A 13,845-nucleotide genomic window follows, 5' to 3' on the forward strand; every position below is an offset into this window, starting at 1 on the left:
GCCGGGCAGCATGCATCCGGCCGCGATGCGACCGGTGCGGCCCGATCCTATCGCGTTATTCGCGCGCGCTCAAATACCGAGGCCGGGGCCGAAGTTGCCGGCGACCCAGCGCGTGACGGCATCGACGTCCGCGTAATCCTGTTCGGGCAGGCCGTCGAGCATCGACAGCACTTCGTTGCTCGCGCCGGCGTCGCGTGCGGCGTCGACGATCGCATCCTTGTTCGCCGGGTAGCGGACGGCGGCCAGCACGTCGGCGATCTGCAGGTCGATCGCTTCACCGGGGATATCGTGCGGAGGGAGAGTGGGTTTGTCGTTCACGTCGGCGTCTCGCTGATTGAGCGGGATTCGGTTCGAAGCGGGTTCGTAGCGGAAGGCGGTTGCGCCGTTCCGGGCGCCCCGCCAGGGCGGGTGATCGATTCAGTGCCCGCGCCGCACCCGGCGCCACGGATGCTTCCAGTCGATATGCGGTGCGTTTTCGTCGCGCGGATGCTGACGCCGATGTTCCTGCCACAGTTCGTCGGAGAACAGCGCAGCCACGATCATGAGTGGCAACACGAGGAAGATGCCGAGTATGACTTGCTCGATCACGATAGCCTCCTTGCGGTGGCAGGAACCCTTGCTCCCATTCTAGGCTCTGAGCTTCGCCCGCGGTCAACTTCTTGCAGCGCGGCAAGCGCCCCGTTCGCGGCGGCGCTGAACGGGTGTTTCACGCGCGCGCGGGCATCAAAAAAGGACACGAACATGCAACTCCAGAACGACAAGCACACGCTTGCACTGCGGCCGCTGGAGCGCCAGGACCTGCGCTTCGTTCACGAGCTGAACAACGACGCGAAGATCATGCGCTACTGGTTCGAGGAGCCGTACGAAACGTTCTCCGAGCTGTCGCAACTGTATGACCGCCACGTGCACGACCAGCGCGAGCGCCGCTTCGTCGCGGTCGATCCGCAGGACGAGCTGGTCGGCCTCGTCGAGCTGATCGAGCTCGACTACATTCACCGTCGCGGCGAGTTCCAGATCATCATCGCGCCCCAATGCCAGGGGCGCGGCTATGCGGGGCAGGCGACGCGCCTCGCGATCGAATACGCGTTCAAGGTACTGAACATGCGCAAGCTGTACCTGATCGTCGATACGTCGAATGCGGCGGCCATCCACGTGTACGAGAAATGCGGATTCCAGCACGAGGCGGAATTGAAGGAAGAATTTTTCGGAAACGGCGCGTATCACAACGCCTATCGCATGTGCATCTTCCAGCGCGATTATTTCGAGCGCCCGCAAGCGGTCTGAATAAAGCCGGGTAGAAGACACCGATGAAAACGCGCTGCGGTCCCGCTGCCGCGGGCGTCTGGCGCACTCGGGAAAATACGGATAAATACGCACGCGCTTATACCTGGCATTTTTCTTGTATCAGGTAAATCCGGTCCCGCACTGCGGTAAATTCACATCGTTGCGGATGACTTTATGTGCAACGCATCAAAATAGTCCCGATATTGAGATGAATTATCCAAACCGTTCAATCAGCGCATCGCAATTTCGCTGAAAGTCTTGTGGGGCAACGCTTTACGCCCGGCGGCGCGGGTGCGTTCGCCCGGCAGCAGACGCCGCCGCGCGTGCGCGGCAAGCGAAAAACCGGGTGCGCGCAGGGTGCGACAATTCGCCGCTATTGCGATCGCACAACAAATGTGCTTGATATCGCTTGCCGGTCTTCTAAAGTGAAAAACGCGGGTTCACGATCATCTTTAAACACATAGCTAACCGAGCCTGGTGCCCGCAAGCCTGGAGACAGAACATGATGAAGCGAACCGGTGTCCTTGTTGCCCTTGTCGGCGCATTTTCCGTGGTGTCGATCGCCCAGGCGAGCGGCGATGCGGCTGTCCAGCCGAAGCAGGAAATCCAGCTGACGAAGAATGCGTGGGGCTGTCTGTCGAAAGACAATCTGGACTCCGTACTGAGTCACGAGCGTGACGGCAAGTCGCAGGCGAAGCAGCAGTACTTCGACGACTACCGTTGCCTGTCGGTGCCGGAAGGCCAGCGCTTCCGCGTGGTGTCGGTCGATCAGGGCGACGTGCAGTTCGTCAGCGCCGACAATAGCGACCAGCAGGGTCTCTGGACCGATTCGCGCTTCGTCAAGCAGTAATCCGCACGCGCACCTCTCGCCTCGGCGCGCCGGCCCGAAACGTCGGCGGCGCGACCTGAACGCGGCCCGGCCGATGCCGGGCCGTCGTGCTGTGGCGTGCCCGTCACGCGCCGGGCGGCGCGCATTCGGTATCATCACGGCCCGACCGAACCGAATGCCCGCCCGGGCCGTATCCGCATGGCGCTGAAATCCACGATCTACAAAGCCGAGCTGCAAATCGCCGACATGGATCGGCACTACTACGCCGATCACGCATTGACGGTCGCCCGTCACCCGTCGGAAACCGACGACCGGATGATGGTGCGCATCGTCGCGTTCGCGCTGTTTGCGCACGAGCGTCTCGAATTCTGCAAGGGGCTGTCGGACGTCGACGAACCCGATCTGTGGCAGAAGGACCTGACGGGCGCGATCGACGTGTGGATCGAGGCCGGCCAGCCCGACGAACGGCGCATCTCGAAGGCGGCCGGCCGCGCCGGGCAGGTCACGGTGATCGCATACGGCGGCAAGACCTCGGATATCTGGTGGCAGGGCGTGCGCAGCAAGGTCGAGCGGCTGCGCAACGTGCAGGTGCTGTCGCTGGGCGACGGCGTCGCGGCCGCGCTCGGGCGCCTCGCCGAGCGCACGATGCGCCTGCAGTGCACGGTGCAGGACGGCACCGCCTGGATTTCGAGCGCCGACCACGATCCGGTCGCGGTCGAATGGACGGTGCTGAAGGCGCGCGCCGACGCGTGACGGCCGGCGCTCAGCCGAGCGCGGCCGGCGGCCCCTTGAATTCCAGCATGTTCCCTTCGGGATCGAACAGATAGATCGACGGCCCGTAGCCGCCGGCGCCGTAGCGCTCGGCGGGCGCGCCGGGGCGCGCGCCATGCGCGGCGAAATGCTCGGTCAGCGCGTCGGGGTCGAACGGCTCGACGCGCAGGCAGAGATGGTCGAGATTGCGGCCGGTGCCGGGCGGGCCGCTGTCGGGACGGTCGATCGGGCCGCCGACCGACAGCAGGTCGATCAGCGCGTCGCCGGCGCGCAACTGCACGAGGCCCAGGTCGGGCTGTTCCTTCTCCACGTGACAGCCGACGGCCTCGCAGTAAAAGCGGGTCATCGCAGCCATGTCGGTCACGCGCAGCACGACGTGATCGATCGCGCGGATGGTCGGTTTCATGAGCGGGGCACTCCTTCGCGGATGGCGTGCACCGAGTGTAGACCGTGCCGATGACGCATGCCGCAACGCTGCACGATCGACGGACGAAAAAAAGCCCGTTCACGCGGAGCGGAACGGGCTTAATCCATATCAGGAGGAGACATGGAGGAGACAGTTCCAACTATACACACGGCGATGGTGCGTTGCAATATTCCGAGTGTAAAAAATGGTCAGGACGGCGATTTGTCGCAGCCGCACTGCAACAAAATGGTGACGGAATGATGGCGAAAGCGGCGTCGAGGCAGCGCTTGCGCGGTTTTTCGTCCGATTGATCGATTCAGATGCGTCCCCGGTTTCGCCGGCGCGAATCACAGAGCAAGATTCAGGGCGCGACGGCCTGGGCCGATGTCTAGAGTAGGCACCATCTACACTAGGGAATGCGAGGTTCCGATGAAAACCGCCTATCCGACCGACGATGCCCGCTGGGGCGCCGTGACCGCCCGTGATCCGCATGCGGACGGCGCGTTCTTCTATGCCGTGCGCACGACCGGCGTGTTCTGCCGCCCGAGCTGCGCATCGCGGCTGCCGCGGCGCGAACATGTGTCCTTCTTTGCCAGTCCGGCCGACGCGCGAGCGGCCGGCTTCCGCCCGTGCAAGCGCTGTCAGCCCGAAGGGCTGCCGCGCGAGCTCGAGATCGTCAATCGTGCATGTGCGGTGCTCGACGCGCATCCGGAGCGGCTCACGCTGCAGCAGCTGAGCGACGCCGTGTACGTGAGCCCGTTCCACCTGCAGCGGCTGTTCAAGCGCGTGGTCGGCGTGTCGCCGCGGCAGTACCAGGCCGCGCAGCGCGGCGCCGCGTTGCGTGAGGCGCTGCAAAGCGGGCAGCCGGTCACGCAGGCGGCCGTCGACGCGGGCTTCAACTCGCCGTCGCGGCTCTATGCATCGGTGCCGCGCGAGCTGGGGATGGCACCGTCCGCATTCCGCCGCCAGGGCGCGGGCCTGCGGATCGACTATGCGACCGCGTCGACGCCGCTCGGCGCGGTGCTCGTCGCCGCGACCGAACAGGGTATCTGCCGGATCGCATTCGGCGACGAACCGGCGTCGCTCGTCGGCGAACTGAAGGATGCGTTCGCGCGTGCCGAGCTGGTCGAATCGCCGTCGCGGCTGGCGCCGTTCGTCGCGCAGATTCGCGCGTACCTGGACGGCACGCGGCACGCGTTCGATCTGCCGCTCGACATCGCGCCCACCGCGTTCCAGCAGCGCGTGTGGGAAGCGCTGACGCACATTCCGTACGGCGAAACGCGCAGCTATTCGGAGATTGCCGAGGCACTCGGCTCGCCGCGTGCGGTGCGGGCTGTCGCATCGGCCTGCGCATCGAATCCGGTCGCGCTCGCGATCCCGTGCCACCGTGTCGTGCAGAAAGGCGGCGCGCTCGCCGGATATCGCTGGGGCGTGCGCCGCAAGGCGACGCTGCTCGCGTCCGAGGCGCGCCATGTGCACGACGATGAAACCGAAGCCGTTGCGGAGGGCAACGCAGTTTGAGCATCGAACCAACCACGATCACGTTGATCGAGGGCGGCGGCCAGGTGCCGCCGTCCGCGCAGATGGCGCTGCGCTTCAAGGCGCCGTACGACTGGGCGCGCGTGCTGCGCTTCTTCAGCGGACGAGCGATTCCGGGTGTCGAACAGGTCGTCGACGGCGTGTATCGCCGTATCGTCGATCTGCACGGCGACGCGGGCCGGCTCACCGTCACGAAGCATCCGCGCCGGCATTGCCTGATCGCGACGATCGAAGGGGCGGCCGCGCGCCATGTCGACGACGCGTTCGCGCACCGCGTCGCGTCGATGTTCGATCTCGGCGCCGACCCGGCCGCGATCGGTGGCGGGCTCGCACGCGACCCATGGTTCGCGCCGCTCGTCGAGGCCGCACCGGGGCTGCGCGTGCCGGGCGCCTGGTCGGGATTCGAGCTCGCGGTACGCGCGATCGTCGGCCAGCAGGTGAGCGTGAAGGCGGCGACGACGATCGTCGGCCGGCTCGTCCAGCGGGCCGGCGAACGCGTCGCGCACGACGACGGCATGGCGGCGCCGGACGGCGTGCCCGCCTGGCGTTTTCCGACGCCGGACGCGCTCGCCGCATGCGATCTGGAGAAGATCGGGATGCCCGGCAAGCGGGCCGCGGCGCTGACGGGCATGGCGCGCGCGGTGGCGGCCGGCCATGTGCCGCTCGATCCCGCACAGGCCGATCTCGCGACGCTGCGCCGCGCGTGGCTCGACCTGCCCGGCATCGGCCCGTGGACCGTCGAATACATCGCGATGCGTGCGTGGCGCGACCCGGACGCCTGGCCGGCGTCCGATCTCGTGCTGATGCAGTCGATCACCGCGCGCGATCCGTCGCTCGACCGGCTCACGAGCCAAAAGCGCCGCACCGAAGGCTGGCGGCCGTGGCGCGCGTATGCGGCGCTGCATTTGTGGAACGACGTGGCGGACCGGGCAGGCGGCGCGCGCGGCGGATGACGGTCGCCGGCGGCCGGCGGGTGCGACCGGGCAGGGCGGCGCTGCGACCCGCAAAGGGCGCGGCGCCGGCAGCGATCGGTCGGTCGTCCTCACGGCGCGACGCTTGACGGCGATCTGGCCGCTCCGGCGCGCGTCGCCCCCGGCGTATGGTTGGCTCGAGTGCGACGGTGATACATCGCGGGTTCGGCTGCACGGGTTGCACCTGGCGGCACCGTTGCGCGCACTGCTCACGTTCCTTCCGACGAATTTTGCGTGATCGCCACGTCCGGCGGCACCGAAGACGGGTTGCCGCGCGCGCAGCGATCATGGCCATCGGCCCGTCCGGCGGCCCGCCACGGGCGGGTCCGCACCGCCCGGAGCCACCTCAAGCGCGCGTGACGGCGAGATGTTAAAGTGCCCGCTACCAACGAAGCGACCCATAATCCAGCCGGCCGCGCGGCATCCCGCGCGCGGCCGTCACGCACTTGCGTCTCCATGTCGAACACCATGACTCACCGCCAGTCCGAACTGCTGCTGAATCGTCTCGAAGCGCTGAGCTCGGGCCCGACGCGGCAGCATCTGCCCGACGGCCTGCGCGGCATCGAAAAGGAAAGCCTGCGCGTGACGCGCGACGGGATGATCGCGTTTACACCGCATCCGCGCGCGCTCGGTTCGGCACTCACGCACCCGTCACTGACGACCGACTATTCCGAAGCGCTGATCGAACTGATCACGCCGGCGGAAGCCGACGCGTCGATCACGCTCGAACGCCTCGACGATCTGCACCGCTACGTATATGCGTCGCTCGGCGACGAGATGCTGTGGAACGACTCGATGCCGGGCCAACTGCCGGCCGACGATGAAATCCCGATCGCCGACTACGGCACGTCGAACATCGGCCGCCTGAAGACGGTGTACCGCCGCGGCCTCGCGTATCGCTACGGCCGCACGATGCAGTGCATCGCGGGCATCCACTACAACTACTCGCTGCACGAGGAAGTGTGGCGGCGCCTGCATGCGGAAGAGGGCTCGACGGCCACGCTCGTCGACTACCAGTCGGAGCGCTATCTCGCGCAGATCCGCAACTTCCGCCGCCGCAGCTGGCTGCTGATGTACCTGTTCGGCGCATCGCCCGCGCTCGACGCGAAATTCCTGCGCGGCAAGCCGCACACGCTCGACGCGTTCGATGCCGATACGCTGTACCGGCCGTATGCGACGAGCCTGCGGATGAGCGACCTCGGTTACTCGAACACGACTGCGCAGGCCGCGCTGCACGTCGACTACAACACGCTGCCCGGCTATCTCGACGCGCTGTCGACGGCCGTGAGCGAGCCGTATCCGCCGTACGAGGCGATCGGCACGCATCGCGACGGCGAGTGGATCCAGATCAACACGAATGTGCTGCAGATCGAGAACGAGTTCTATTCGACGATCCGGCCGAAGCGCGTCACGTATTCGGGCGAGCGTCCGCTGCATGCGCTCGCGTCGCGCGGCGTGCAGTACATCGAAGTGCGCTGCCTCGACATCGATCCGTTCGAGCCGACCGGCATCGCGCTCGAGACCGCGCGCTTCATCGATGCGTTCCTGCTCGCCTGCGCGCTCGACGAGAGTCCGGCGCTCGACTGCGACGCATACAAGGAAGCGAATGCGAACTTCGGCAGCGTGACGATGGACGGGCGCAAGCCGGGGCTCACGCTGATGCGCGACGGCCAGCCGGTCACGCTGCAGGCGTGGGCGGACGACCTGATGGCCGATATCGAAACCGTCGGGCGCCGTCTCGACGAGATCCGCGGCGGCGACGAGCATGCGCGTGCGATCGCCGCGCAGCGCGAGAAGCTCGCCGATCCGGAGCGCACGCCGTCGGCGCGCGTGTTGCGCGAGATGCGCGAAAACGGGCAGTCGTTCCTCGCGTTCGCGCTCGCGCACAGCGAAGCGCATGCCGCGCATTTCCGTGCGAACCCGCCGTCGGCGGAGACGATGCGCGCCGAGCAGGCGCTCGCGGCGAAGTCGCTGGCCGAGCAGGCCGAGCTGGAAACGAAGGAGGCCGGATCGTTCGACGCATTCGTCGCGGCCTATCGTGCCTATACGCTGAACCGCTTCAGCGTTTGATCGCCGCCGCCCGCTGCGCACCGTGCGGCGGGCAGGCCGGCTGCGGTTCGGGTGGTCGCGCGTTCACGCGCGCGGCCCGGTTTCATCCGCTTCAGTGATGCGCGTACGTGTCGCGATCGACCACGTGCGGCAGCGCCGGTTTCCCCGATTCTCCATTCGCATGGCCGTCGCCGCCGTAGCCGGCCGCATCGCCGCGCGCCTGCGCGGCACGCTGCATGACCGCCTGCATGTTCTGCGGAAAGTCGGGACTGCTGGCGAGACTCGCCCGGTAGCCGGCGGCCTGCAGTTCCACGAGTTCCTGGCGAACTTCGGCACGCGTCAGCGTCGACGCGGCCTGGGCCTGGGCGGCAACAGCCGAGCCGATCAGCAGTAACGCGCACGCCGCAAGTTTCATGGTTTTCATCGTGATTGCTCCGTGAGGTGTCCGGAGCCGCACCTTCGTCGGCGCGGGCGGAATCGATGCAGCCAGTCTAGGCTTCGGATACCCAACGAAACACCCCGCTCGCCGTCAGTCACCTTTGTCGCCTGAGCAACATTGCGCCGGCGGCTTGCTGGCGCGCGCGTCAGCGGGGCGCCAGCCGCCGTTCAGCGTGCGGCGGATCTGTGTATCGGCACCGCGCGCATCGGGCTTGCCCCCCTTGTGCAAGCGCGATGCGCCTCCTAACCTTTTTTAAGCGACCGATCGGTTGGCGCTGCGGCATGGTTGCATGCGCAAGCGTCGCTCGGTTTTCGCCGCCGTCAAACGCACGTTTGATACAGGACCGGGGCATGCGCTAAAGCGCTAACTCCGTTCGACCGCAAAGCATGGGACCGGAGTAAGCGCTAAAGCGCTAACTCCGTTCGACACGGAGACGCGAGACACGATGAATCCTACCGCCGCCCTGCCGCCCGGCATCCTGTACACGCAGCCGTTGACGCCCGTCGCCAACTCGCTGTTCCTGTCCTTCCTCGTCGCCGTGATCCCGATCGCGGTCGCACTGATCGCGCTCGGCGTGCTGCGCCGGCCGGCGTGGCAAGCGTCGCTCGCCGGGCTCGTCGCCGGCCTCGCGGTCGCGATCGGCGCGTGGGGCATGCCGGCCGGCCTCGCGTTCAACGCGGTCGGCGCCGGCATGGCGCTCGCGGTCGTGCCGGTGATGTGGATCGTGTTCAACGCCTTGCTGCTGTACAACATCGCGGTGAAGTCGGGCCGCTTCGACCAGTTCCGTCAGTGGATGCTCGACCACCTGCCCGACGATCGCCGCCTCGTGCTGCTCGTCGTCGCGTTCTCGTTCGGCTGTCTGCTCGAAGGGATCTCCGGGTTCGGCACGCCGGTCGCGATCACCAGCGCGCTCTTGATCGCGCTCGGCTTCCCCGCGCTCGAAGCGCTTACCTACACGCTGCTGTTCAACACGGCACCGGTCGCGTTCGGCGCGCTCGGCGTGCCGATCACCGTGCTCGGCGCGGTCACGTCGCTGCCGCCCGCGACGCTCGGCGCGATGGTCGGCCGGCAACTGCCGTTCTTCGCGCTGCTGCTGCCGTTCTACGTAGTCGGCGCGTACGGCGGCCTGCGCTCGATCTCGAAGCTGTGGCCCGCGCTGCTCGTGTCGGGCGGCAGCTTTGCAATCGCGCAGTTCGTCACGTCGAACTTCCTCGGCTACCAGCTCACCGACGTGCTGTCGTCGCTCACGTCGTTGATCGTCACGATCGGCTTTCTGCAGGTGTGGAAGCCGCAGCCCGATCCGCAATACGCGCTCGCGCGCAGCGCGCCCGCCACGGCCGGCGCCGCGCGCGCGGGCTTCGGCGGCTGGCTGCCGTGGATCGTCGTGTCGGTGGTCGTGATCGTCTGGGTGCATGCGAACATCGCGGCAATCGGCGACGTGAAGATCAAGTGGCCGGGCCTGCACAACACGGTGTTCGTGTCGCTGTACCACAAGCCGTATGCGGCGATCTGGGACTTCCAGCCGCTCGGCACCGGCACCGCGATTCTCCTGTCGGCGATCATCACGGCGGCGCTGACGCGCACCGGCGTCGGCGCGTTCCTCGAATGCGTGGTCAAGACGTGGCGGCAGACGTGGATCGCGATCATCACGGTGATGATGATCGTCGGGCTCGCGTACCTGCTGAACTACTCGGGGATCAGCTACACGCTCGGCACCGGCGTCGCGTCGACGGGCGCGCTGTTCCCGCTCGTGTCGGCGTCGCTCGGCTGGATCGCGGTGTTCCTGTCCGGCAGCGACACATCCGGCAATGCGCTGTTCGGCAACCTGCAGGTGGTCGCCGCGCGGCAGCTCGGCCTCGATCCGGTGCTGATGGCGGCGACCAACTCGTCCGGCGGCGTGATGGGCAAGATGATCTCGCCGCAGAACATCGCGACGGGCGTGTCGACGACCGACCTGAAGGGGCAGGAAGGCGTCGTGTTCGCGCGCACTTTCTGGCACAGCGTGATCCTCACGCTGCTGCTCGGCGTGCTCGTGTTCCTGCAACAGCACGTGTTGACGTGGATGATCCCCGCACTGCCGAAGTAACGCGCGGCGGGAAGCAGCAACGCAGGCACGCGGAAAACGGCAGCACCGGAAAGGTACGGAGAAGTGCGGGGAAGTGCGGTGGGAAAGACGCGAAGCCGGTGAACGCGGGGCGGCTCAGCGCGCGTTCACCCGCCGCGTCATGCCGTGCGCGTCGTGCCCGTCGTGCCCGTCGTGCCCGTCGTGCCCGTCGTGCCCGTCGTGCGTGACGGGCTGCGCCGGCAGGATGCACGCGAGGAACGCATCGATCGCGGGGCTCTGGCGGCGCGCCTTCAGGTAGTACACGTATTCGTCGATCGTCGTGTCGACGCCGCGCAGCGCGACGACGCGCAGGTCCGGATGACGCTCGGCCTCGCCGCGCGGAAACAGGCTTCCGCCCACGCCATGCAGGATCGCCTCGCGGATCGCTTCGCGGCTGCCGATCTCGGCGACCGACGTGGCCGCGACGCCGGCCGCCGCGAGGATCGTCTCCGTGCAGCGGCGCGTGACCGACCCTTCCTCGCGAATCAAGAGCCGCACGTCGGCGAGCTGCGCGGCGTCGATCGCGTCGAAGCGGGCGAGCGGATGGTCGCGATGCACGACGAGCACGAGCGGATCGGTGGAAATCACCTTGCGTTCTAGGCCGTCCGCGTCATTGCGTTGCGACGACACCGCGAGGTCGATGCGAAACTCGTGCAGCGCCTGCAGGATTTCCTCGGAATTGCCGATCCGGCACGTGAGCGCGATCGACGGATGCGCATGCGAGAAGCGGCCGACCGCGTCCATGATGTAGTACGGCCCGGTCGCGCCGATCCGCAGGTGTCCTTCGAACAGGCCGCCGACGTTGCGCAGCATGATGTCGGCCTGCGCCTCGAGCGCGATCATCTTCTCGACGAGCGGCAGCAGCTCGATGCCGGTCTCGGTGACCTCGAGCTTGCGGCCGCTGCGATAGAACAGCTCGACGCCGTACAGTTGCTCGACCTGCCGGATCTGCGCGGCGATCGTCGGCTGGCTCACGCCCAGGTGGCGCGCGGCGCGCGTGATGCTGCCCTGCCGCACGGTCGCGTGGAACGCCTTCAGCTGATCGAACACGACTCGGCTTCTCCCCCCTCTTCATCGCGCGTCAGCGTAGCGCACGCATGTGTCGGCCGGATGAAAGGCGCGTCGGGCGTCGCTTCGAAAAAAAGCTGGGGGTGACCGCAAGAAACCTGCTGGAACCGGTCACGGCCGGGACATGCCGGTGCGGAGTAATAACGGTAACGCACCGACCGCCGGCCCCGCTCGACCGGCGCCACCCTTACCGACCCACAGGATCCCCTTCATGTCCGCCACCAATCGACGCGATTTCCTGCGCCTCGCCGCCCAGTCGGCCGGCGCGATGGCCGCCTACGCCGGCTTCCCGCCCGCGATCCGCAAGGCGCTCGCCATGCCGGCCGCGTATCGCACCGGCACGATCCGCGACGTCGAACACGTCGTGATCTTCATGCAGGAAAACCGCTCGTTCGACCATTACTTCGGCGGGCTGCGCGGCGTGCGCGGCTTCAACGACCCGCGCCCGCACCTGCTGCCGAGCGGCGCGCCGGTGTGGCAGCAGCCGCCGGCGTCGGTGTTCACGAAGCACTACCATTCGCGCGGGCTCGACCCGTCCGCGCCGTACGTGCTGCCGTTCTACCTCGACCCGAAGCAGACGACCGAATTCCAGCCGGGCACCAACCACGGCTGGAGCAGCGGCCACCTCGCATGGAACAACGGCCAGTGGGACCAGTGGGTGAACCAGAAGCAGGACGTGCTGACGATGGGCTACCTGAAGCGCCAGGACCTCACGTACCACTACGCATTGGCCGACGCGTTCACGATCTGCGACTCGTACTTCTGCTCCGCGCACGCCGACACGGCGCCGAACCGCATCTACCTGTGGACCGGCACGGTCGACCCGCGCAACATCTACGGCAACCCGCCGAACGGCCCGGGCATCGGCGAGCGCGACGACGTGAACGGCTACACGTGGACGACCTACGCGGAACGCCTCGAGAACGCGAAGATCAGCTGGAAGGTGTACCAGGGCGGCACCGGCATCCCGGGCGACCCGACCGACAACTACACCGACAACTCGCTGATGTTCTTCAAGCGCTTCCAGGTGAAGGAAGGCGCGAGCGGCCCGCTGGTCGACAAGGGCGCGTCGGACCACACGCTCGCCGAGCTGAAGGCCGACGTGCAGGCGAACCGCCTGCCGCAGGTGTCGTGGATCGTGTCGCCGTACAAGTACAGCGAGCACCCGCAGGCGTCGCCGACCGACGGCGCGTTCTACATCAACATGGTGCTCGAGGCGCTGACGTCGAACCCCGAGGTGTGGGCGAAGACGGTGTTCATCCTCAACTACGACGAGAACGACGGACTGTTCGACCACGTCGTGCCGCCGGTGCCGCCGGTCACGAGCGGCGTGGGCGGCCAGGGCATCGTGTCGTCGAACCTGCTGTCGAACCTCGGTGACGAACTGCTCGACCTGAACAAGTACCCGGGCGAGATGAGCCCGCTGGTGCCGGGCGCGGACCCGGGCGGCATCCAGCCGATCGGCCTCGGGCCGCGCGTGCCGTTGATCATCATCTCGCCGTGGACGAAGGGCGGCTGGGTCTGCTCGGAGACGTTCGACCACACGTCGGTGCTGCGTTTCCTCGAAGCGCGCTTCGGCGTGATGGAGCCGAACATCAGCGCGTGGCGCCGGTCGATCTGCGGCGACCTCACGTCGGCGTTCGATTTCTCCGCGCGGCCCGATACGCGCACGGTGAGCTTCACGGTGCCGCAGCACATCGCGACCGCCGGCCAGGCTTACCAGGTGCCCGCGCGGCAGTCCATGCCGGCGCAGGAGCCCGGCTCGCGTCCGGCGCGCGCGCTGCCGTACGAGCTGTTCGTGCATGCCCGCGTGAACGGCCGCGACGACAGCGTGTCGCTCGATTTCGCGAACTCGGGTGACGCGGGCGCCGCGTTCTACGTGTACGACCGCCGCAATCCGGCGACGCCGCCGCGCCGCTACGCGGTGTCGGCGCACGACCGCTTCGCCGATACCTGGAGCACGTCGGCCGCACGCGGCGACTACCATCTCGCCGCCTATGGCCCGAACGGCTATCTGTGCGAATTCCAGGGCAACACGCGGCTGGCCGCGGACGGCCGTCACGCGAACCCGGAAGCGAAGATCGGCTACGACGTGCGCAACCGCCACGTGTACCTGCAGCTGCGCAACAGCGGCCGTGCGGCGTGCCGCGTGGTCGTCGACAACGCTTACAGCCACGCGCACGCGCGCAGCTACACGCTGGAGCCGGGCGAGCGCATCGAGGATCACTTCGAGCTGTCGTCGAGCCACGGCTGGTACGATCTGACGGTCACCGCGACGACGCTGCGCGGTGGCGACGACAAGATCGTGCGCCGTTTCGCGGGCCACGTCGAGACGGGCCGGCCGAGCCAGAGCGACCCGGGGCCGGTCAAGCAGACGGCCTGACG

Annotated in this window: 13 protein-coding genes; 8 read left to right on the plus strand and 5 right to left on the minus strand. The window is 67.5% G+C overall.

From position 1 onward, the window contains the following. Positions 1-69 precede the first annotated feature (69 nt). Together DIE06_RS10920 and DIE06_RS38250 are read right to left on the minus strand one after the other, a co-directional pair. Complete coding sequence (locus DIE06_RS10920; protein WP_124661436.1) at positions 70-318, minus strand: DUF2795 domain-containing protein; 249 nt, start codon at positions 316-318, stop codon at positions 70-72. 99 nt (positions 319-417) lie between these two features. After that, a complete protein-coding gene (locus DIE06_RS38250) occupies positions 418-588 on the minus strand; it encodes a hypothetical protein (RefSeq protein WP_044848668.1) in 171 nt (56 codons plus the stop codon). Positions 589-741: 153 nt separating this feature from the next. On the opposite strand from DIE06_RS38250, the gene speG reads away from it, so the two are divergent. The 3 genes from speG to DIE06_RS10935 all read left to right on the plus strand — a co-directional run bounded on the left by speG (position 742) and on the right by DIE06_RS10935 (position 2,866). Next, positions 742-1,284 carry a spermidine N1-acetyltransferase gene (speG, locus tag DIE06_RS10925; protein WP_124486734.1) on the plus strand — a complete coding sequence of 181 codons (543 nt, stop codon included), beginning with the start codon at positions 742-744 and terminating at the stop codon, positions 1,282-1,284. Between the two features lie 502 nt (positions 1,285-1,786). After that, the gene (gene sap1 / locus DIE06_RS10930; protein WP_185733385.1) at positions 1,787-2,134 is read left to right on the plus strand and encodes a surface attachment protein Sap1; all 348 of its coding nucleotides are present in this window, start codon (positions 1,787-1,789) and stop codon (positions 2,132-2,134) included. A gap of 177 nt (positions 2,135-2,311) precedes the next feature. Continuing rightward, a complete protein-coding gene (locus DIE06_RS10935) occupies positions 2,312-2,866 on the plus strand; it encodes a YaeQ family protein (RefSeq protein WP_124614246.1) in 555 nt (184 codons plus the stop codon). A 10-nt stretch (positions 2,867-2,876) separates the two neighbouring features. On the opposite strand, the gene DIE06_RS10940 is transcribed toward DIE06_RS10935, so the two are convergent. After that, complete coding sequence (locus tag DIE06_RS10940; protein ID WP_124661437.1) at positions 2,877-3,290, minus strand: VOC family protein; 414 nt, start codon at positions 3,288-3,290, stop codon at positions 2,877-2,879. A gap of 429 nt (positions 3,291-3,719) precedes the next feature. Here DIE06_RS10940 and ada point away from each other — a divergent pair, with 429 nt between their 5' ends. The 3 genes from ada to gshA all read left to right on the plus strand — a co-directional run bounded on the left by ada (position 3,720) and on the right by gshA (position 7,870). Further along, complete coding sequence (gene ada / locus DIE06_RS10950) at positions 3,720-4,811, plus strand: bifunctional DNA-binding transcriptional regulator/O6-methylguanine-DNA methyltransferase Ada (protein WP_124661439.1); 1,092 nt, start codon at positions 3,720-3,722, stop codon at positions 4,809-4,811. After that, entirely contained in the window at positions 4,808-5,782 is a 975-nt protein-coding gene (locus DIE06_RS10955) for a DNA-3-methyladenine glycosylase (RefSeq protein WP_124661440.1), read from the plus strand. The genes ada and DIE06_RS10955 overlap by 4 nt, the downstream gene beginning before the upstream one ends. 474 nt (positions 5,783-6,256) lie before the next feature. Continuing rightward, a complete protein-coding gene (gshA, locus tag DIE06_RS10960; protein WP_185733386.1) occupies positions 6,257-7,870 on the plus strand; it encodes a glutamate--cysteine ligase in 1,614 nt (537 codons plus the stop codon). 91 nt (positions 7,871-7,961) lie between these two features. Here the strand turns inward: gshA and DIE06_RS10965 are convergent, their stop codons facing one another. After that, positions 7,962-8,273, minus strand: coding sequence for a DUF4148 domain-containing protein (locus tag DIE06_RS10965; RefSeq protein WP_124661442.1), 312 nt, complete (start codon positions 8,271-8,273; stop codon positions 7,962-7,964). A 460-nt stretch (positions 8,274-8,733) separates the two neighbouring features. Between DIE06_RS10965 and DIE06_RS10970 the strand changes: the two genes are divergently transcribed. Continuing rightward, positions 8,734-10,374: an L-lactate permease gene (locus DIE06_RS10970; protein WP_124661443.1), complete on the plus strand. Its 1,641-nt coding sequence runs from the start codon at positions 8,734-8,736 to the stop codon at positions 10,372-10,374. 114 nt (positions 10,375-10,488) lie between these two features. On the opposite strand, the gene DIE06_RS10980 is transcribed toward DIE06_RS10970, so the two are convergent. After that, on the minus strand, positions 10,489-11,442 hold the full coding sequence (locus tag DIE06_RS10980) for a LysR family transcriptional regulator (protein ID WP_260433592.1): 954 nt from the start codon (positions 11,440-11,442) through the stop codon (positions 10,489-10,491). Positions 11,443-11,671: 229 nt separating this feature from the next. Between DIE06_RS10980 and DIE06_RS10985 the strand changes: the two genes are divergently transcribed. Next, on the plus strand, positions 11,672-13,843 hold the full coding sequence (locus DIE06_RS10985) for a phosphocholine-specific phospholipase C (protein WP_124661444.1): 2,172 nt from the start codon (positions 11,672-11,674) through the stop codon (positions 13,841-13,843). Positions 13,844-13,845 lie beyond the last annotated feature (2 nt).

The organism is Burkholderia sp. Bp8998 (genome assembly GCF_003854235.1).
Taxonomy (GTDB): Bacteria; Pseudomonadota; Gammaproteobacteria; order Burkholderiales; family Burkholderiaceae; genus Burkholderia.

Excerpts from the sequence above, each read along its gene's own strand:
- DIE06_RS10940 (WP_124661437.1), bottom strand. The coding sequence starts at position 3,290 with ATGAAACCGACCATCCGCGCGATCGATCACGTCGTGCTGCGCGTGACC.
- ada (WP_124661439.1), top strand. The coding sequence starts at position 3,720 with ATGAAAACCGCCTATCCGACCGACGATGCCCGCTGGGGCGCCGTGACC.
- gshA (WP_185733386.1), top strand. The coding sequence starts at position 6,257 with ATGTCGAACACCATGACTCACCGCCAGTCCGAACTGCTGCTGAATCGT.
- DIE06_RS10970 (WP_124661443.1), top strand. The coding sequence starts at position 8,734 with ATGAATCCTACCGCCGCCCTGCCGCCCGGCATCCTGTACACGCAGCCG.
- sap1 (WP_185733385.1), top strand. The coding sequence starts at position 1,787 with ATGATGAAGCGAACCGGTGTCCTTGTTGCCCTTGTCGGCGCATTTTCC.
- DIE06_RS10935 (WP_124614246.1), top strand. The coding sequence starts at position 2,312 with ATGGCGCTGAAATCCACGATCTACAAAGCCGAGCTGCAAATCGCCGAC.
- speG (WP_124486734.1), top strand. The coding sequence starts at position 742 with ATGCAACTCCAGAACGACAAGCACACGCTTGCACTGCGGCCGCTGGAG.
- DIE06_RS10965 (WP_124661442.1), bottom strand. The coding sequence starts at position 8,273 with ATGAAAACCATGAAACTTGCGGCGTGCGCGTTACTGCTGATCGGCTCG.
- DIE06_RS10985 (WP_124661444.1), top strand. The coding sequence starts at position 11,672 with ATGTCCGCCACCAATCGACGCGATTTCCTGCGCCTCGCCGCCCAGTCG.